This is a genomic window from Paenibacillus terrae (assembly GCF_005217525.1).
Taxonomy (GTDB): Bacteria; Bacillota; Bacilli; order Paenibacillales; family Paenibacillaceae; genus Paenibacillus; species Paenibacillus terrae_C.
The window spans coordinates 1-20,653 of sequence record NZ_PNXQ01000016.1 but is presented as its reverse complement, the minus strand read 5'-3'; the positions used below and the strand labels follow the sequence as shown (position 1 = coordinate 20,653).

The 20,653-nt window shown below is 49.1% G+C and carries 11 protein-coding genes; 1 reads left to right on the top strand and 10 read right to left on the bottom strand.

Annotation, left to right across the window (positions count from 1 at the left end; translation table 11 throughout):
• Positions 1-63 precede the first annotated feature (63 nt).
• The 9 genes from C1I60_RS17785 to C1I60_RS17745 all read right to left on the bottom strand — a co-directional run bounded on the left by C1I60_RS17785 (position 64) and on the right by C1I60_RS17745 (position 16,078).
• Positions 64-1,446 (bottom strand): MFS transporter, encoded by a 1,383-nt coding sequence (locus C1I60_RS17785; RefSeq protein WP_137062944.1) that lies wholly within the window; start codon positions 1,444-1,446, stop codon positions 64-66.
• An 80-nt stretch (positions 1,447-1,526) separates the two neighbouring features.
• Positions 1,527-1,994, bottom strand: coding sequence for a MarR family winged helix-turn-helix transcriptional regulator (locus tag C1I60_RS17780; protein ID WP_137062943.1), 468 nt, complete (start codon positions 1,992-1,994; stop codon positions 1,527-1,529).
• A 172-nt stretch (positions 1,995-2,166) separates the two neighbouring features.
• Entirely contained in the window at positions 2,167-5,178 is a 3,012-nt protein-coding gene (locus C1I60_RS17775; protein ID WP_137062942.1) for a GAP1-N2 domain-containing protein, read from the bottom strand.
• Positions 5,175-6,440 carry a TRAFAC clade GTPase domain-containing protein gene (locus C1I60_RS17770; RefSeq protein ID WP_137062941.1) on the bottom strand — a complete coding sequence of 422 codons (1,266 nt, stop codon included), beginning with the start codon at positions 6,438-6,440 and terminating at the stop codon, positions 5,175-5,177. Before C1I60_RS17770 ends, C1I60_RS17775 begins: the two co-directional genes overlap by 4 nt.
• A 16-nt stretch (positions 6,441-6,456) precedes the next feature.
• Positions 6,457-7,110, bottom strand: coding sequence for a beta-mannanase (locus C1I60_RS17765; protein WP_137062940.1), 654 nt, complete (start codon positions 7,108-7,110; stop codon positions 6,457-6,459).
• 18 nt (positions 7,111-7,128) lie between these two features.
• A complete protein-coding gene (locus tag C1I60_RS17760) occupies positions 7,129-8,418 on the bottom strand; it encodes a vWA domain-containing protein (RefSeq protein WP_137062939.1) in 1,290 nt (429 codons plus the stop codon).
• Positions 8,419-8,488: 70 nt separating this feature from the next.
• On the bottom strand, positions 8,489-10,855 hold the full coding sequence (locus C1I60_RS17755) for a transcription initiation factor TFIID (RefSeq protein WP_137062938.1): 2,367 nt from the start codon (positions 10,853-10,855) through the stop codon (positions 8,489-8,491).
• A gap of 3 nt (positions 10,856-10,858) precedes the next feature.
• On the bottom strand, positions 10,859-14,248 hold the full coding sequence (locus C1I60_RS17750) for a tubulin-like doman-containing protein (RefSeq protein WP_137062937.1): 3,390 nt from the start codon (positions 14,246-14,248) through the stop codon (positions 10,859-10,861).
• A gap of 24 nt (positions 14,249-14,272) precedes the next feature.
• Positions 14,273-16,078, bottom strand: coding sequence for a vWA domain-containing protein (locus C1I60_RS17745; protein WP_137062936.1), 1,806 nt, complete (start codon positions 16,076-16,078; stop codon positions 14,273-14,275).
• 445 nt (positions 16,079-16,523) lie between these two features.
• Here C1I60_RS17745 and C1I60_RS17740 point away from each other — a divergent pair, with 445 nt between their 5' ends.
• Positions 16,524-17,441, top strand: coding sequence for a hypothetical protein (locus tag C1I60_RS17740; protein WP_137062935.1), 918 nt, complete (start codon positions 16,524-16,526; stop codon positions 17,439-17,441).
• A 123-nt stretch (positions 17,442-17,564) separates the two neighbouring features.
• Here the strand turns inward: C1I60_RS17740 and C1I60_RS17735 are convergent, their stop codons facing one another.
• Complete coding sequence (locus C1I60_RS17735) at positions 17,565-20,312, bottom strand: alpha/beta hydrolase family protein (protein ID WP_137062934.1); 2,748 nt, start codon at positions 20,310-20,312, stop codon at positions 17,565-17,567.
• Between the last annotated feature and the right edge of the window lie 341 nt (positions 20,313-20,653).

The window sequence follows — 20,653 nt, the reverse complement described above, 5'->3', positions numbered from 1 at the left end:
TCCGTAGATGAACTTTTCCTTCTATATTATACCCTTGTTTTGGCATGAGTTTGCATAAAATGTTTATCCTTGCTGAGCAGCAGGCGTATTGCTGCGTGGGCCCTGGCGGAGCTGCAAGGCGTAAAGTGCCATGGTCGCGAGCGCAATCAGCGCAAGCACCGTAAATATATTGCTAAAATTGAACACCTGTACGTTGGATACGACAGGATTCAGGTGAAAGGTAGACGAGGTATCTAGCGTTTTGCCCAAAATACTTGTCGTCACTGCACCGGAAATAAAATTCAGCAGAGACAGCAGCCCCATTCCAACACCAATCTGATCCCTCGACAAGGTACGGGAAATCGTGTTAGACATGGCAATCTGCATAAAGGTTTGACCTACGTTGCCGAAAATGAGCAAAAATAAAATGAGATACGGAGACGCGCCCACAAAGGTAGACAAGCTGATAAAGCAGATAAACATAAGCGTAACTGCCGTGTAGACGAGAAATGAATTTCCTTTGCTATCGGCCAAACGCCCACCGCTTTTACCAAGCAACGCCGACGCAATAGCAGCCGGAAACATAATCAATCCAATTGTTGCAGGCGTAAGCTGATTGAGACTGTTCAGAAACTGCGGCGCCAGGTATGGCAGCCCAAAGCTGACCCCTGCTCCCAAAAAGGCTATAAACAATCCGTAGGAATATTGCTTGTTTCTGAACAGCTTGGGCTGAATGAATGGATCTTTAGCGGTAGTAATCCGCCATATAAACAGAGCAAACAGCACAATCCCGACCAGAAAAAATATACTATTGCTTTGCGAAATGGAAAGCAATAAGAAGGCCACCGTGCCACCCAGCAGCAATCCACCGAGAAAATCAAATTTCTGATTCTCTCCACGCTGGTCGTCCAAATATTTGCGAAAGAACGGCAAGGCGATAACCGGCAGCATGGAAATAACGAACAGAAAACGCCAGCTTGCAAAGCCTGTAATCAAGCCGGAAATAATCGGAGCCAGCGCCGTACCCAGTGCCAATCCGATTGCAGTAATGCCCAAGGCGCGTCCTCTTTTTTCAGCAGAGAAATAGCGGACAGGAATGATCATAGCTGTCGCCGGAATAACAGCAGCCCCTGCGGCCTGAAGCAAACGGGCTACAATCAGCAGCCAAAATTGATTGGCCAACAGACCAATAAGCGAGCCTAACGCAAAAAAGATAATCCCAAACGTCAGTAAATCCTTGAGACGGTATTTGTCCGCCAGCTTTCCATAGGTCACCGAGCCAACCGCATACACAATCATATAACCGGTCAACAGCCAGCTCACATCGGAAGCACTAATATGGAACTCCTCGCGAATTACAGGCATGACTACATTAAACATAAAGGCGTTCATCACTGAAAAAACAAGTGTGAAGGCCAACACACGCATAAGCTTATCCGCATTGGGATAAGTTTGTTCTTTTATCATCGGGTCTCTTCCCTCTCCTGTAAAATCTATCTATGCTGTAATAACTCAGCTTTTGAGTACCCCTATCCGTGCATATCCGTTCAAACGCGGGCGTTCGCAGGACGGTAATTGTGAAGTATTTTTTTCAACAGACCTCGAAGAATCTCTAACTCCCCCACAGATAATGTTTCGCCTGCCGAGCTTTTAATCTGCTCAACTGTATGCTCAGCTACCTTGTGAATTTTCCAGCCTTCCTCAGTCAAATAAATCTGCTTCATACGCGCATCTTGAGGGTGACTTTTGCGTACTGCCCAGTTTTTCTTAACGATCCCGTTCACCAGGCTGGTAACGCTTGATTTATCAATAAGCAGCAGCTTTTCCAAATCCGTATTGGTCACTCCTGGCGACATTGCCAGTATATAAAGCGTCTGCGATTGCGGGGAGGTAAGCCCCAAAGGACGCAACGCCGTCTCAATCTCGCGCCGGACTGTTGTGAAAATCCATTTAATTAAATACATCGTGCTCTCTTCCTCCCAAGGGAGACAAACGGGATACACCTCACTTCCCATGTCGTTACTAACCTCCACAATCATTGAATTTTAATAGTTTGAATTCCAACTAATCTTAAACAGTCGCCTATCTGGTGTCAATACTTACGGAAAATATAAAAGAGATTACAGTAAAAGACGAGCCCTGTAAGGAAGCCCGTCTTTTACTTCATTTCTATTTCATTTTGCTTGTTTAATCAGCAGTCTTCACTTGAACCAGCGGGTACTCTTCTCCATCCACCGTAACTGTACTAGCATCGTCTAGCTCCAGTCGTTGCCAAATGGTCAGCAGTGTGCGATAAGGATACTGCTTCAGGTCATACTTGGTTGGTGCGTCAGAGCCGGTTCCGGTTCCATCGGTTGCTGTGCCGCTCTCTCCTGTAGGAGTCCCCGATGTCGTGCCTGCGCCCGATTGGCCTGTCACCGTTCCAACCTGATACGCGCTGTTTCTGCTGGATGTACCTCCGCCAACCGTTGAGCCAGTAGCCTCCCCTGCTATCGTGCTTCCTATAGTGGCACTGCCGGTTTTCGCATCACCGGGCTGACCCGTGTTAGCTTTACTGGCTGCTTCCTTGTCGTTCTGTTCAGCAAGCGTAAAATTTTCGTATGAATACTCCTGTTGATCCGCACCGACAATGACGAGCTTTTTAGGCTTAAACGCCGCCTGCTCCGCCGATGTTTGAAAAGCAAACAGCAGCTTGACCATTTTCGTAGTCGCCTTGGTGTTGGGTACATGAGTCACAATCGCCGTAGGCTCTTCCTTTACGGGTGCTGTTGGCTCCACTACAGGCTGCTGCACTGGCTTGGGTGTAGTGACAGGTGCTGGCGTGGCTTCCGAGCCGATTACGCCCGCTGCTTTCAGGCCGCCTAGCGCGCCTGCAATGACGACAAGCACGATCCCGGAGATCAGCCCACCCTTGCGGAAGCGACGAAGCGTTTTGACTAAAGGTGTATCCGTCTCATGCCTCGCTGTCAGATAGAAATTTTTAAAAACAGGCTTGGCAGGCTCAAAATATTCACGCCACAGCGTTTTTTTATGCAGCCCTTCGCGTCCTTCCTTCTGGAAGAACAAAAGCAACGCACGTCGGTAGGCTGGTTCAAAACCGCCTCGTGGCGTAGCAAATTCGGCATGTCCCTCCGACCAGCGGATAAAACGGTACATCGTATCGTTATCCTTCGCCCATTTGCGGATCGAGCTAACCAGACGGGCAAAATCCAGTATTCCTTCGCCCGTGCCATCAGAACGATAGAAGGCGGGCAGCAGACGGGCAAAATAGCCCTCCGCAAGCTGCTGGGGCAGCCAACTGTAAGCCCAATCCTGCACCTTTTCCACTTCGCCCGGCTCCAGCCCCTCCAGCACTGACGGTTCCGGGTTCTCCGTGCCAAACCAATCGTAAGCCGCAATCAAGCGCACCGCTTGTCCCTTGAGCGGGGCATGCAGTTTCCCGACCCACTGCACCAAATCAGGACGTGTCAAGAACGGAATCTGTACGACCTGATCAGGCGAGATTTCCTTGAGCTCCACTTCCGTAAGCAAATACCGATCCGACGCTTCCTGCAAGCGTTCCGTTAACCCGGATTGCTCCAGTGGAGAGAACTGGCTCACCGCAGAGCTAGTTTCCCATTGTTGCAACCGTTGATGAATAGCAGCCACAGCCTCTACCGGCTTTCTTTCGGCACGCAGTTTGCCCATCAATGCGGACTCAGCCAAAAGCTGAAAATCGGCATTCGCCGATACTTCAATATATCGACTGCCCCATTCATGCACGACAGCCAGCAGCCCCTTCACATCCGGTGTTCTTTTCATCTGGCTATCCATGTAAGGAATAAACAGCAGCTTTGTGAGCGCCGGATTACCCAGTACCTTCGTAAAATACGACTTGCCCAATGAAGGATTTTCTTCAATCGTATGATAAATATAAGTGACAGCTTCCGTATTTCTGGCGGTATAGGCGTTATTCAGCGAGCGGATCAAATATTCCACCAACCGATTCTCGCTGCTACGCGCGTGAACTTTATAGTAATCCTTGAAGCAGTCAACCAGACCCACGTCAGGAATATATCCATCCTTCACCCGATCAAATTCATGATCAAAAAACGACAGAAATAAGTCATTCAACCGCATTTTACGTGGCAACGCATCGGGAGAAGATAAATAGTCGGTTAAGCTTCTCAGTACGGAAATGCGCCGTTCGTTATATAACCCGCGTTCTTCCTGTTCTATTCTGTACAGTGTAATGAGCTCGTGATAGCTGGATAGCGTCAGATCACGCCCTGCCTCCATGCCCGTCAGCATTTGCTCCGCAAATTTGAAAAAATCGTCTGGCGTCTCGCCATTCAGCAACGTACGGGTAATCCAGTCAAAATACGGCTGTCTCACCTGCTCTGCATCCACATTGAGTACCCGACCACTGTTAGTCAGGTCAAATACAAAATCCTTTTCCACATTCCGATCCCCGGGACGCAAACTGAAAGGCTCAACAAACATCAAATGAATGCCTTTTCTGCTGTGTGGCTCCTTCGCATATGTAAGAAATCCGAGCCTGTTGCGAAATGCATAAGGCAGCGCCGCATACAACACACCCAGCAGCAGCTTGGCTGAAGATGCCACCGCTTCTACTGGAACGTTCAGTGCTATATATACCTTTTTACGGCCCGTAGCCGACATCATGACTGCATATAGAATCTGCTTGAAAACTTCTTCGCTGAGCTGCAATTGAGACAGCACCGCAGACGGATCAACAGATGGAAATACGCTCCCACCCGGCAGACGCTCCAATTCCGGCAATTCCGTTCCTTGCTCAATATCGTAAGTATCGACAAAAGATGTGTTCAGCCACTGCTTGTAATCCGACGGAGATTCACCATGCCCGCCTGGAATCACATAATTGTGCGTAAAAAAGGCGCTCCGCAACCCAGTAAAATCCGCTGCCTTGTAGATACTGCGTCCTAGCACCACATCTCCGGACTCCGTCCGTACCAGATGCATGGCTTCCGGGTAGACGCTCTCCTGCTTCTCGCCACGCGCCGTTAAAGCAGCAGGCGCATCATACACACACAAGGGATGCAGCACCTTTTTAATAAAAGAAGTGTCCAGCCCCTTGGAATTGGCCACCGTATCGAAACCTTCCGTTGAACGGAAAATACCACGCCGTTCCCGTGTGTACATCTGCTGCTGTATCAAATGAGAGGTAGAATTACTCACTGTGATTCTCTCCCCTCAATGTACTTCAGCTTGTAGAGCAGCCAAATGAAGGGCTCATCCACACGGATCGGACTAACCAGCCCTTGCAGCTTTTGATCTACTGGATTGCTGCCCAAGGCGGAAACCGCAAAATAGGCCGTGTCTGTAAAATACACATCCATCGTGCCCTTGAACGGCTTATCCACCTTTTCAATGAACCGTCGCACTTCGCCATCAATGTTAGCAAACTCATTCAAATCCATATATTTCCGGTGCTCCATTGGATTAAAAATATTGCTGTTTGTCTTGATGTACGTGCCTTCTTCATCTGACAGCGCAGTGAGCATGTCGCTTTTGGTCAGGACAATGGCGGTTGGAATGTCCGTCTTCCCTTTTTCCTGGTATGCGATAAAATCACCGAACATCGTAAGTACAACATCACGCGGCTCATCATATTGTGAAACAAACTCGCCCGGCTTGTCCCCGATGTTGATCTTGATACGCTCCCGAATAGAGCGGATTTGCAGCGGATCAACCATAAACAAAATGCCCGCCGAGTTTTTAATATGCTGACCGTGCAGACCCAGATAGTCCTGATCGACCATCCCCTCACCGGCGACATCAAAAAACACCAGCGTCAGTGGCGGCTTCTCCTCATCCTTAAACACAAACTGGAAGATAAAAGGCTCCTGCATCTTTTCTTTCTGTGTGGAGGTCAGCAGATCCCCACGCTCAAACAACGGTTCCTCATACATCGTACGGAACTTGCGGCTGATCTCTGCATTCAGTGGCATGCAAGCCGCATCAAAATGATCGGCCGTAACATGCTGCAACGTGTGAATTAGGGAGGTCATATAGACGGATTTTCCTGCCTGTGAAGCTCCAATAATCGAAATGATATTACTCGGCACCTTGCCTGCGGTCACCGGCAGCTCATTATGGCAATGTGGACACAATCTGCGACGTGTCAGCTCGCCGTAGCGATCCGTCAGACCTGTCAGTACATGATCCGAGTACAAACGGTGTTCCTCAGGAACATCAAGGGGACGAAGAATGGCTTCCATATCATGCACGCTGTCCAAACCAAAGCGCTCCCGATATTTGTTCAGCAGCTCGTCCTCGCCCAAAGCGTAATCCTCGTCATCCTCACGGTGATGGGAAGCACGGAATACAACTTCCTCCGGGGAAAACTTACTAAAGCAATAAGGGCACACAATATCATAAAATAACGGCCTTGGTGCTGCCTGCGGCTTTCTTCTGAATAAATTGCTAAGAAAACTCATCGGTTGCGGCCTCCTTTCATTCAGGGACTAATTCATATACCGTGCCATATTTCTGGCCGTCCGTAAAAAACAGCCGCACAAATTCATCTCCGCCCACTTCGACAGCGGGCAACACATTCCGTCCCGCGACAAACGGTGCCGTAAACGGGTACAAGGTTCCGTCTTCCCGGTCAGCCGGATAGCCACCACGCTTTTTCACATAGCAAAGCGCCTCCTGCGGAACAGGAACTTCAGCCGTCACCTGAATCTGCACCGTTTTGCGGCTGCGAAACCAGCCTTTTTTGTGGTGGACCGCATATCTGATTTTAGCTCTACCCGTGCTCAGCTCCAGCCGGTTAGCTCCATCCTCCTGACGGATCACAAAAGTATCTCCGTCCTCCCGTACAGCCGGATACACGGTATATCGCACGCGTCCAATGCCATCGATTCGGTCACGGTAGCTGCCAGCAGCCTTGTACTCCTCACGTGTGAAGAGCTTAAGGCTTGAAAAAGGCGGCAACGCTTCGGCATCTTCCTGCCCATTCACACCCGGATCGGCTAATTGTTTCGCAATATATACCACGGCGATTCCTTCTGGCCACTGCCAGCGAAGCACAACCCGGTTATCGTCAATTTTGTGGCTCAGCTCCGAAATAACAGGATCACCGGGCTGCGCGTCCCTATACTGCATTAGTTCCAGCCTCCCGTTCTAAAATCCACTGCTGCGTCGATTGCGCGGAGGGCCTTCCGGTTCCCCTCTCCGGCGACCTGATGGGTTACCAGGGCTTCCTCCTCCGGAAGAACGGCGAGTATTTTCCGCAACTGGCAACACGAGCGAGAAGACCGCGATCAGAGCCGCCAATACGAGCGCAGCCACCAAACGAATCATCAAATCACCGATGGGCGAGCCGGACAGGCCCTTTTCCAAAATAAAGCCAGCCAGCAAGCCCGCAGGAATCCCGCCAATCGCGAAATTCCGGGCCAGAAAACGGTTATCGAACATCAGTCCGAGTGCCAATCCCAGCAGTACTCCAATAATTACCAGTGCGGTTACACGGTAAATGGCAAAATACAGACTGTCGGCATACTCACCTGTTCGCTCTGTTACCAGTGTACGGTCGCCGATTTTGTCATAAATTTTACCAAACGCCTGAGTAAGACCTTGCGCATTCGCCACATTGAAGTAAGTTCCACCCGTCATTTGGGCAATATTTTGCAATAATGCTATACCATCGGATTCAGCGAGCTTCAAACCGATTGTATTAATCGGAATCTGCCGGGCGATGTAAGGAGCCAATGCCGTCTGGCTATCCAGATCACTAAAGCCGTCAGACAGCATAATAACGAGAGAGCCCTTGTCCGCATTACCCTGAGTTTCGATTTCTTTGATGGTTTCATCCAAAGCAAGACCGATTTCTGTGCCGCCTGTCATTAAGGTCTGCATGCTGTCGATTTTGGCATAAACGGCTTGCTTCTCCGCATCTGTGCCAATCGGGGTAAACGGCTGAACCAACTGTGCAGTGGACTCAAAGGAAACGATGGCTACCCGCTTGTCTCCATCCATTTGGCCAATTAAACTCTTGGCGGCTGTCAGACGTTCATTGTCGGGATCTGTTTGCTCCATACTCCCGGAATTATCAATGACGAGCACGAGGTCCTGTACGCTTTTGCGGCCCTCCGGGTTCACCTGATAGCCCAGCTCCAGTAACAGCCCTGCCACGAACAGCATTACCAGCGTAGCAGGCACCAGCAGCTTCCAGGACAGCCCAGAGTACCGCTGCCGCCATGACGGCCCGTTCAGTTGTGGCGAAATCCATTCACCCATCAGGCATCCCAGACCAATGCACAGCGCTATGATGCCAAAATACAGCCCAATCACGATGATATGTGGCCAGTGGCCTATCAGTTTGTTAAGAATCAGCTCTCCAATGATGAAGCCCACCACAGCGCCCAGCAAGCCGAACAGCAATAGGAGAACATTAAATTTACGGTGCTTCATAAGAATCGTTGCTTCCTTCCATAATTAAAGTAGGAGGATTGTGCAAATTCCTCGTAGGATAAATCTGCTGCTACCGCAGTTCCGGCAGCCGATCCGCGTTGATCCCGTGAAACACGAAACCATTCGCGATATATGTCTCATAATACGTCTTGCCGTTGCGGTAGACCATCAGATCCTCCAGATGGAAACCACCCATCAAATGAAGCTTTTCTACCCCGCTGCTGCGACGCTCATGCACAAACCCCAGCTTGTAAATACGCGAGGTAATATCCACATCCAGTGCATACGGGAGAAATTCGCCTTCATAGTCACCAAAGAAATATTTTTCCTCATACCGATGCTCATGGGTGTAATCCAGCAAACGTATGTTAATACCACCGTTTTCCTCCAGCGTTTGGTACAGTTTTTTAAACAGCTCATCCTTCGGAACAACCAGCCGATTTTCATAGGCAGCAGCCACATTCGCCCGCCGCAGCAATTCTTCCTCGAATGTCTGGTTAAACGGCTGTGCGCTAAGGATCAGAGTGCGGCAAGTCTGTGTGAGTCGATCCACCAGCTTTGACGGACCTCCATCCAGCAAACCGGATACAGGACCCATATGCCGGACATCAAAGAATACGGCTTTCCCCCGCTTGGTCTCCAGCTCACGCATGACATCCTCCGTCACACGCTCGTAATACTCAAACAGGTTTTGGCCTGTATAGCTGTCAGCCTGACGGACGCTGTCCGTTGCAGTCTGATGGAGATCACGCTCCAAATTGGCAAGCTGTACGGTAATATGTCTCGCCTGCATATGCCACTTTTCAAGAGCCAGCTCATAACGGCGAAATAGCTCCAGATCCGTTTGAATCCGCAGCATGTGCAGCTTGTGCCCGTAAACTGTCTCAGTCAGGTAACGGATCAAGCTGCGCACATTATGCTTATCCATCAGCGGTAAGCGTTGAAATGGCTGATCCTCCACCCGTCCGCTATATAGGGCATCCAGCTCAGCAGCGCTGATCTGCAAATCATTGGACGTATCACGAATCAGTCCCCGAAGGGCGGTAAGCACATTCCCGGTCTTATTCTCATCCGTCCAGTCCGTAAGCTCGAACAAACCGATCTCGGGGTGCTCCTTGGCCGATTCGTTCACAGCCGTTTGCAGACGTAATTCCGCCTGAAAATCCCCCAACCGTTTCTGTACGATCCGTTCACAATTATCGCGGAAAAAGGCTTCACAGCCCTGTCCGAACAAGGCTTCCTCCGCCTCGCGCAGTGTCATTCGCTTTAACGAGCCGTAGCTGGCTCCGCTGGTCATTAAAGCGCTCATGTCCGTAATGGCCTCATTACCAGGAACGAGGTCATTTCGTGTACGGCTGCGCTCGGCAGCATCCAAACCGAAATAATCCAGCTTATCGCGTATATCCCATTCCTGCTCTGTTCTCATACGGGCCAGCAGTTTCACATAAAAGTGATGCAGCACCGTAAGCGCAATCGACTCATTAGGGCGCTTGACCCGGGAAAATCCGGCCGACACATAGCCCTGACGCCCGGATTCCGTCATAATGTTGTTTTTAAACGATGTATTGTTGTACCCCCCATCCTGTGACCGATAGGAATCTCCCGCCTGATAGCGGTTTTTGAGAAGCTGAATGTGGCAAATGATATCACAGCTCTCTCGCAGGCTATTCGGCACCGTTACACCGCGTTCGTTCTTGTCGGACAGCACATAGACGAGATCGAACAACGGCGACGGAGCATGAGATACTGGAATGGTCAGTCTGTCCTCAGTCATATGCAGTGGCGCCGTGAACGTATAATCCGGACTTTGGAAATAGTCCAGTTCTCTCATAAAAGCGACTGACGCTGCGCTGCTATAGCCAAATTGGGCTGTCTGATCGCTTTCGCTGATCAAAACGTACAGATCCATCTGCACCGACTTAAAGGACTGTGCAAAAATATATTCCGCCAACAGCGTAATCTCGGGAACCAATACATTCATGGGATCGTCGGCTGTCGTCAGGATCGATAGATGGACACGCTCGAACGACGAATACAAACGACCGTAATCCGCCAAGTGCCCACTCGCCCGGCGCAACGCGGTGTTAAGCTCAACCAACTGCGACTCATGTGTATAAAAAGCCTGATGCAAATCACGGCGTCCGGTTTTGTGGCTGTTTTCCTCCGGTACCGCTACCGTATGGACAATAGCATCCACCGAACGGTCTACAGCGGCATGGTTTTCCTGCGACTGGATGTGAATGTACGTTACCCCCGTACTGTTATCCCACTTGGTCCGGTTGATATCTGCAATGGTGTTCATCACCGGGCCCATACGGTCACCGATAAAAAGAAACACGGACGGGAAATGGATGCTGCTGCGTCCATCCCCGCTACCGATTAATTGGTCCTCTGCGGCTGCATAGTCAGCCGCATAACGTAACAGCTGCTCTCTCATACTTTACTTCAACTTTCTGCGAATATCGTTTAATTTCCCGGACATTTGAGCGTAAAACGCATAGAGTTCCGCACCGTTAGCCAGCTCCACCTTTTCATATTCCAACTGATTCCGGGCTTCCGTGTAGGTTGCAGCCAGCTCATCCAGCTTCGCCAGCAACGGCGCAATGTCCTCAGACGAAGTCAGGACAGCATCACGGCGGTCCGCCTTACGCATCAGGGCTGCATATTTTTTATCTTCCAGACCACGGAAATTCGTAAACACTTCAAACTCCACGTAATTACGGCTCTTCATGACATTAGCAAACGGCTCCCATGCCTCTTCCTCTTCGTCACGGTCATATACGTATAAAGCGCCTTTTTTCGTAATCGTGTCGGTATAGAGTGCCTGAATGAATTGATCCAGCCATTTTTCCTCATCCTGATATTTGCCCAGCAAGGCTTCCAGTTCAGCAGCCTTCGCTTCCATCTGTGTATATTTCGCCAGTTCTTCACGAACCACCTGCGTTAACTCCGGTGAACGGATTAGATTTTCCTTCGCCATCTCTTCATTGATGCTGCCAAAGATGTCCTTGCTTCCCGCCTGTTCCAGCCCTTCAGCCAGCAGACGTTTTAGCTCAGACCATGCTCTCTTTACCTCACCCAGATTCGGCTTGGATTCTTGCAGACGCATATCGTAGCCTGCCAGCAGACCATTCAGATCCAGCGCACGTGAACGCAGCACAGTAAAGCGGCTGCTCGTATTCTGGTCAACATCCTTCTCACGGATCACGCCAAGTGACTTGGCACGGTCGAAATCGTTACGGATGCGGGCATTGTAAGCTTGCACACGCGAATTGACATACGTTTCGCCCCACGATTTTTCAGGAATCGGTGACGGCAAATTCGTCCAGTTGTTCTGGCCCGTTTGCACTAGATGGCGGCCAATACCTTCGCGGTCAAGAATCGTTTTTTCATAGCTTTCTTCATACACCTTGAGCGGTGTATATACAAACAACGGCACACCATTGCGCGTATTGAGCCAGAAAATCCGGTTACGGACTTCGCTCTCTTTAATTGTAAAGTGTGATTTACCAATGGCATTATTTTGATAATTGCGAACGCCTTTCAGAATATTAGGCGACTGCACCGGAACCGAAACGAAGCCCCATGACGGGAAATACAGGTTACCAGAGCTATTGCTCAGATGAAAAACAGGTACGGCCTCTTCATCCAGCTTGCTTGCAATATAGCGCTCCACGAATTTTTCAATGGCCTCATCCTGCCCGTATTTCATCACGAGGAAATCCTCCATCGAACGGGTGATCAGATCACCGAACTTATCGGTCAGGAAGTTGGAGATAGAACTAATGATGTCGATATCCTGATCCTTCACCCATTGATCCGAATTTTCCAGCAACTCTTGGGCAAAATCACGGATCAAATCGTCACCGTCACGCTTATCCAGCAACTTGGTTACGACTTCGGAAATATCCGGGACACTGACCAGGTTCCAATAGTACGTCTTGTTGCCTCTGTGATCGGATTGTTCTTCGCCGTTGATCAGCAGATCGCCATTCTTCTCGAAAATTGCGCTCAGGGCATTCAAAATTTCAGTAAATACATTATAAATGCGGCTGTTTTCCTTGTTCAGCAGATCATACAGGTCTTCATAAAATTCAATAAGCTGCTCTGTTCGCTCCACGTCGGCCCGAAGCCAGTATTCATTGATTTTCGCTTCAATGTACGCATTTTTCTTTTTATCCTTGGACACGAACGCGCTCTTGGCATCGCCCAGCTTTTCGCCCGCCTGTTCACGCGCCCATTCAATATCCGTTGGGATACGATGTAGTGATTCACGCAGCGTCTCAATGTAGGAAAGCAGCATTTTCAGCAAGCTAAAACCTTTTTCCGTATAAATCATACGGGACACATAAAACGGCCCTTGCTCGGGATGCAGGAACATCCGCCGAATTTGGTCGGTAAACTGCCCCGTAATTTCACCCGGAAGCTGCTTCTTCGCCTTGATATATTCCTCACGCGCACGTGTCAGGAAGGTCTGCTCCAGCTCGGTGTCCATATTCACAACTTGCATTTTGACCACATTGTTATAGCTTAATCGTTCACTGTTTTCAAAGCCTGGCAACGGCTCAGGGACGCGGGATTCGAAGTTTTTGATCATACTGTCCAGATCCACGCCCAGCTTGCGGGCAAACTTCTCGACATCCTCTTGATTCGGCGATTGCTCGAACATTTTGGACATTTTGCCAAACATCCGGTAGGCCAGATATGTCGTCATTTCCTCCATCGGCAGTACCGCCGAGGAAGCCCCGATAATATTGTAATCGTAGTTGGCAGGATATGCCTTGTTCATTTGTGCAATATTGGTACGAATGTTGCTGATATAGTCATGAATGGCAAATTCTTCGCCTGACTGCTTTTCCTCACTCGCCATAAAGTTGGTGATGTTCTCGGCGGTAACATTCATGCAGTAATCATAGGCGTTTTCCAGCAGCTTGCCTTCTGTGTTCGTCGCAGAAATAAGGTGGCACAGATTAAACGGCGGCAACGGTGAATTCACAGTCAAAATGTTGCCATACTGCTGCTTGAACCGTTCTCCGCGACTGTCTACATTCATCCAGTAGTCCAGCTCTTTGAGCGCGGCATAGCCGTTCTTTTTAATATATTCGCGTGTATGCTCGCTCAGGCTTTTGTTCGCCAGGTTAATGTCCGGTGTAAACAGATACCCTAATGTATTTACACGGTCCACACCTGCGGAGCCGTAATCACGCTCAATAATCCCACGGACGATATACGAGATATCAAGGAAGGTACCGCTCCCCGTACCGCCGGACAAACCGGACAGCAGGAACACCATCAGCTTCTTATTGGTGCCTTCAGACAGGGTTTTGATTTTTTTGTCAATGCTTTGCACGACTTGATTGATTTTGGTGAACAGCAGCAAACGTCCAGCCTGACGCACCCCTGCTGCCCCGTTCATGCCATCGGTAATACTCAGCTCGGGTGACAGCCAATCCGTAATGTACGGCTCCAAAATGCTGCGGTTTTGCAGCAATCCGCCGATTTCCGCATTGGACAGCAGGACAAACTCGTTGATCGGGTCCAGGCCAATCCCTTTATATTTTTTGTTGCGATCCTGTTCATTTGTTTCAAAAGCCAGAAATTCCACGTTGTCCGGCTTCTCGCTCTTTTTCTTGGAAACCGGATCTGCCGGCAGCTTGAATCTGCGGTTAATTTGATATTTCAAGCGGAGAAGGGCATCAATACCCGTACCTCCGAGTCCGATAATCAAAATGGGATTATCAATGGTATCCACTCTAATCTTATCGCTTACGATCCCTCCGCCGAGTGATACGTCTAATTGCTGGATATGCTCTCTAACTACTGGTTTCATAGATTTGACCTCCTAAGGGTTCGTTTAGCTGTTTACTGAAATGAATTCCAGCAAAATGGTTTTGTCCACGCTTGCCAGCGGAATCGTCAGACGATCGCCGTTTTTCAGTTCAAGACCACTGCCTGTATCTACAGCGCGTCCAGATTTTTCAATCGTAATCTCCGGAGTGCTGCGCACCATGATACGGTCCTGATTGGCTGGCGTGAACACTACCTTATCGGTTCCGGCAAATTCCGGTGCCAGTTGCAGCAACTGGTGCAGATTGAATTTACCCCGGAAGGTGTTCAGCTTTTTGTATTGCGGATACGTTTTTTCGCCGGTATTTTCGTCCCTGATTTCCAGAACGATTTGTCCAACGAAGCCACGGTTGGCTTTTTTGACAGCCTTCCAGATGAAGTAGGCTGCAAGCAGCAGAACGATCAGTCCCAGTCCCAACAGAATGAGGGGGAGCAGTTTGGACTTCTCGGCAGATGCTGCCGGCGCCGTCGTAGTACCATTATTTGTGCCACTGCCCGCCGCAGCCTTGGCACTGATGGTCACAGGCTGGGTTTCACGGTAGAAGCTCTTTTCCTCTGCTCTGACGGTCAGTTCATAGTCATGCGTTTCTGGTATCGTGTACGAGCCAGTAAAAGCGTCCCCCTCATTCTTCAATGGAACCTCATTCGTTGTACCGGAATCAAGGTCCTTGACCTTCAGAACTGCATTCATATTTGCATACAGTTCCTGATCCTGAAGCTGCTGGTTGTTACTCGTCAGGTAGGAACGAATTTGGACAGCGTCACCTTTTTTGAAGGCTTTGGCAGGCGGTGCGTCCAGTTTCAGTTCCAAATCATAGTTGAACACCAGATTAATATCAATCTGATCCTGTTGGACTCCCTTGACCTGAAGCTTCCAGTCGCCAGCCACAGGCTTGAGCAGTTTAATCAGCGAGTAGCTTTTCGATTTGGACAGCAGTACATCACTTGAAGGAATCGGCTTGGTGTTGCCCGACGGGTCTATCAGTCTCGCATCCACCGGCTTGGAGGACATAATCGAAATGTTAGCCTCCTGCACGCTATCGTTCGGTACAGTTACCGTAACGTCTTGATAGTTGCCGTTCGCTGTAATGGACTTCAAAGGAACAACTTTCAGCTTCAAATTGCTGGCGAAGATTTCACTCAAGATGTTCGGCAGGTCATCCGCCGAGCTTGTAATAAAAGATTTACCGCCCGTTTGCTGCGCAATGTCTGCGAGTTTGTTTTTATTCAGTTTTCCGTCTGCATTCAAACCGATGGTGTAGATCGGAACACCGCTATTTTTAGCTTCGGCCACAGCCTTCGCCATATCCTGATCGGATTGGCTTTCAGTTCTGCCCGCTGTTTTATTTAAATCGTTGTTACCATCGGCCAGCATGACGATCATAGGCGCATGTCCGGCTGTTTTGCCATCCTGCAAAATGCGAATCGCTTCCTTGACACCTACGGAGGTGTCAGTATACGCCCCCCGGTTCAGCCCGTCAATGAACGACTTCAGTTCCTGCTTGTCCGCTTCGGACGTAATATTAAGCAAAGCCTTCTCGCGCTGTACGACATCCGTATACGCTACAATACCGACCTTGTCATTTTGCGTCGACAGCATATCAATGAACATTTTCATGGCTTCATTGCCAATTTTGCCTGGATCACTGGTATTCATGGAATTACTCACATCGACAACCAGCACCGCATCCACCTTGGAGGCTGAGGTTGAAGCGGCATTCGCCGTCTGCGGCTGCCATGCCGAAATTGAGGTCATGATCATTGCACATATGATTCCGATGACCAAAAACCATTTTCTGTCTCTACTATACATCGCTTGTACCCCTTTGCCGGTTAGTTCTCATTCTAAATTACAGTTGTACTCTCCTACTATTAAATTATAATGAGTTTTACATGAGAGCCAGCTGAAAATGATGCCCGAATAGCCTGATTACAGCCAAGAAGCCTATTATACTGCGGGATTTTACCAATATCCTGCAGTAATGATATAATTATACCCCAACAAGGGCAATCGGGCACCAGCCTTCTCCTTTATACGACAAAAATGACAGAAGCGAAACCCGCTCTTGCAAATTATCGCTGTAAAAATCTGAGCAGAAAGAGGAAGTACACTATGATCTCATACGGATGTTTGGCGATTTTGTTTCTTTTTGTCGCCATCAAATTAATCACTTACTCTATACATAAAAAACGCGCTCCCTCGATTACACAATTGAGCACCGAGCTTCTAGCCCTGCTGAACCGGAGAAGTGATCGCAATGAGTAGTGCCAAACAGCCTGTACAATTTCGTCCGTTTATCCACACCGAGCATGCGTACCAAAAGCTGCGGATCTGCAAGCGTTGCGGACAGTTTACTGCCCTATGGGAAGATAAATGTACGTCTTGCGGTCGGGATGCACTGATTCCTGTAGAGCAATATGCCCACCACAGAGCCGAGCTTTATTTTCGCAAGGACCTTGCCTTCGTCATCGTGCTACTGGTCGCTGCCGTCTTTTTCGGCCATTCTACCCAGCAAATGCTCCTGTGTGGTATCGTCGGCGCACTTCTCCTGCTACCCTTGGTGCTTTTACAGCAGCGTATTCGTCCCTATGAGCAGCGCAGGCAGCTTATACGCCTGTTCAGAAGCCGCATAGAGCAAGTTAAACAGGGCCTGAATATCAATCATAAAAACGCAGTTGCCCTGCGACAGCTCAACGAGCGTGTCTCCTATGAAATGCTGCGTGAGATTGCCGTACTCATCCACAATGACCGGATAAGGCTCCAGCAGGTCGCTCTGCTGCAATCCTTTGTGCTCCGCAAGGATATGGAGCTAACGCTCGACCCTCTCCTGATCAAAAGCTTTGAGCCGCTTATGGTCAGATATATCGGAGAGATTGCCAGATTAAATCGTGAGCTGATCAAGGATCGGACGTTCCGTTACGTGACCTTTTATGAACGCCGCATTCTGGAAATGGCAGGAGGCGAGGATATTCTCGTCCGTGTCGCCAACGCTGCTGTCCGTAAAAAACGCTACGTGGTCACGCACGCCGGTTTTATTTCCAGATATGTGCGCAAACTGCCAAAGGAACGAGTCCAGCGTTTATATCATATCATTCAGGAGAATCCTTATGAACCCTTTGGCGATTTGGCCGATGAGGTCAAGATCGTATATCTGATGGAGCAGTATAAAAACTGATCTGTCCTAACGCCCTTCTATATATGACGTCATTACCATGACAAACCACTGCAATAAAGCAGCAAAAAACCGTCAGGATCGCCAGCGTGGCTCCGAACGGTTTTTTTCATTACGGCTTTTGGATCAGTTTTGTAGCTTTTGCTGCGCATGATTTATGGAAGTAAAATTAAAAGCACGCACACCCTTGCTGTCATACACGATAATATCCTTGTTCAAATACGGGTGCAGACCGTTAAAATAACCGGGCATAATCAGCCTGCGCGTGAACAGGTTTTTAGCTAGCATGCGGGGAGAATTGGTGGCCACAACAAGCATTTGTTGGCGTGGGGACCACGGGACAGGCTGGATATACGAAAGACAATACTCGCCTGACGTGAAATCACCACCCAGTACATACCCTTTTTCCGTACAGGTGATCTGCAAATGGGCTTGATACCGCTGAAGCAGCTCATGTCTGGACAAACCTGAGGTGATACAAATCACGTTACTGTCAGCCAGTTCTTCCTCCGAAATCATGTGAGAAGCCACCACAGGATAATGAACACCAATATAAGGATTCCAAGTCGCTGTCCGAGGGCTGGCCAAAGCCTTTGCCGTCCGTTTTACCGCCTGCTCTTCTTCGGGTGTAGCATAGCTGGATGGAAGGACAATATGCAGACGATCCATATAAACGTCTAGCACTCCCATACCATGGCCAGAAGGATTCCGACCTGCGCCGTCTAACCTAAACATAGCCGTTTCATCATCTGTTGCTTTTCCAGAAATCCCATCTGTTTCGCTGCCCCGTTCAGCAATTAATCGATATTCAGGTGAGGGGCGTTTCCGCAACTCTATTTTAACGAAGCGAAAGCGGTTATATTCTAGCAAATCCAACACGAAAATCCGCCCTCCAATACGGACATGTGCAAGCTCCAATGGTACGATCTCATGTGAGAGGTGAATAATAAATTCATCAACGTGGACGGCTCTAACATCCAGTTCACCCGTTTGGCTTAATTCACCGTACAGCTCCGCGTATTCCTCGTTTTCATCTGCCTGCGACAGCTCCAGCCAATAAGCCCGATGATGTCTCCCCCGCTCCGTTCGGTAGGCAATACGCTGTGGCAGCATCACTCTCGTCCATTGCATAAGCCAGCTCAGTACACCGTCCAAAAGCCTCAGTTCATGCGTGTCCCAATGGTTGGCATACCGTTCCACCATTCCTTTATAATAGTCGGATGCAAGCTCGGTTTCAGGTGCTGTATAAGCTTGCGCAAACAAGTAATCCTGATCTCCCACCACATTGAATATGGGCATATTCAGCAGGTTCATCAGATGCTTCGGATGCGGTGCGCCGGCAATGACAGCAATAGCCGCAAAACGCGAAGGATACGCCTGTGCCATCGCCCAGGCAGCGTATGCGCCGTTAGAATAGCCCGTCAGATAGATTCGGTCTTCATCCACCGGGTACGCTTGCAGAATGACATCCAGCGCCTCCAGAAAAGCGGCTTCGCCAATGTAGCTGCCCAGCGTAACTCCACGGCACGAAAAAGTGACGAATATCGCTTCCTCTTCCCAGCCCCGTCCAAACCCCCGTTTCTGAAAATCCGGCAGACCCAGCTCATACCGTTTGCCCGGCATCAGGACGATTAGAGGATACTGCCGATCCGCCGAATAGCTTCGGGGAAGCTGTATCGTGTAGCGTTGCAGGCTGTTGTCCAAACGGGAGACAAAAAAGCCTTCGCCAATCCCGTCAGGGCACAAAAGGATGTTATCCTCCCGAGATGGATGCTGAGGCCGTTCCGTATACGCATGTGTGAAAATCCGTTTTAGCAGCTTGATATATTCCCGCACTATGCGATTATCCCAGATTTCAAAAGGATCTTCCGGCAAAGCCGTTAACCTTTTCAGCTCAGCCAGCAAGCCTTCTGCCTGTAATTTCTTCGCAGAGCCAAAAGCATCTATATTATAAGCTTGACTATACTGGTCGTACTTTTCTTGCAAACTCTCCACAACCGCCAACAAAGGCCGCACAAGCATCGAGTACACAAAATAATGCTCTCTTGCCTCATGGTCCTGATATGTAACCGTAAAATGCAGCATTCCCGTATTCCCGACAACTTCCTCATTCCAAGCATATTGCTGCTCCTGCTCCCAAAACGCCTGAAACCGGTCCAGCAATGTTCCCTCATCATTCGTTACCTCGACCCATAACGGCTGATCTTCAGGAAGATCTATCCGATCCTTGCGCAGCAAATAAAATGAGATCGGACTGTCTTCTCCCTCCCTGCCAGCGGATTTCTCCACCTCCAGCCATGCCATATGAAAACGTATATTGCGCTCTACGAATTCCTGATGCAGCTCCGCCACATCTGCACTATCATAAATAAGAGTTCCACTAATCCGAATAGAGCGAGCTTCATCGGGAATAAAGGCTGCAACGACCACCACCGTATGATCGCCTTCATCCAGAACCAGGCGAAAAGGACCGGATTCCGCATATACCAATATGCCGTCCACCCAAATTTGTCCTGTTCCTTCAAACGGTCTGAAAATAACTTCCTGTGCTGCCGCGCAGCGGAGATTAGAAACCAACAAAAGCCTTTCTTGCTCAGTCAGGGGCGAAAAGACACCTAATTTCAATTCGGCGTTCCGGGGGTCCAGCTCAGTTAAAAAGCGGCACGCTGCCTTTCCTCCAGCCGAAAGCTCCAGTCCTTCTTCATTACAAGCCCTTTCCAAATCCCATTCCTCAGGGGTAAAATGATCGGACCATGCCCTACCCACACCGCAATTTTCCGGCAGCTTGACCGGACCGACTGCATAAGCAGACGTCAGACGAACCGGATGATCCAACAGCACAGTTGTCGCTTTTTCCAGATGCGTGAACCTCATAACATTCCCCCTCCAGGTTTTTGTTTCCTCAGAGACGTCGCGATAATACTCCGTTAACATTCATTTTAACTATATAAAGCTATTCGTTATCGTCTTGGCGTACTCCTTTCTTCTCTCAAAAAAAGAAGCCATTCTTAGAACACAAAAAAACAAAGAAAGCAGAGTGCTTAACTTCGTTATCGAAAATAATTATTTTTATTGAGCATTATTTGAATCAATTTCATAATACCCTCAGTAGCTTTAATCAAGAGTACATATAGATCAAAATGGTTTTATTTATCACGTCTGTTGATTAACCAGAATAAGTAATTTGATTAATAGAAGCAGAGACACGCTTAAGA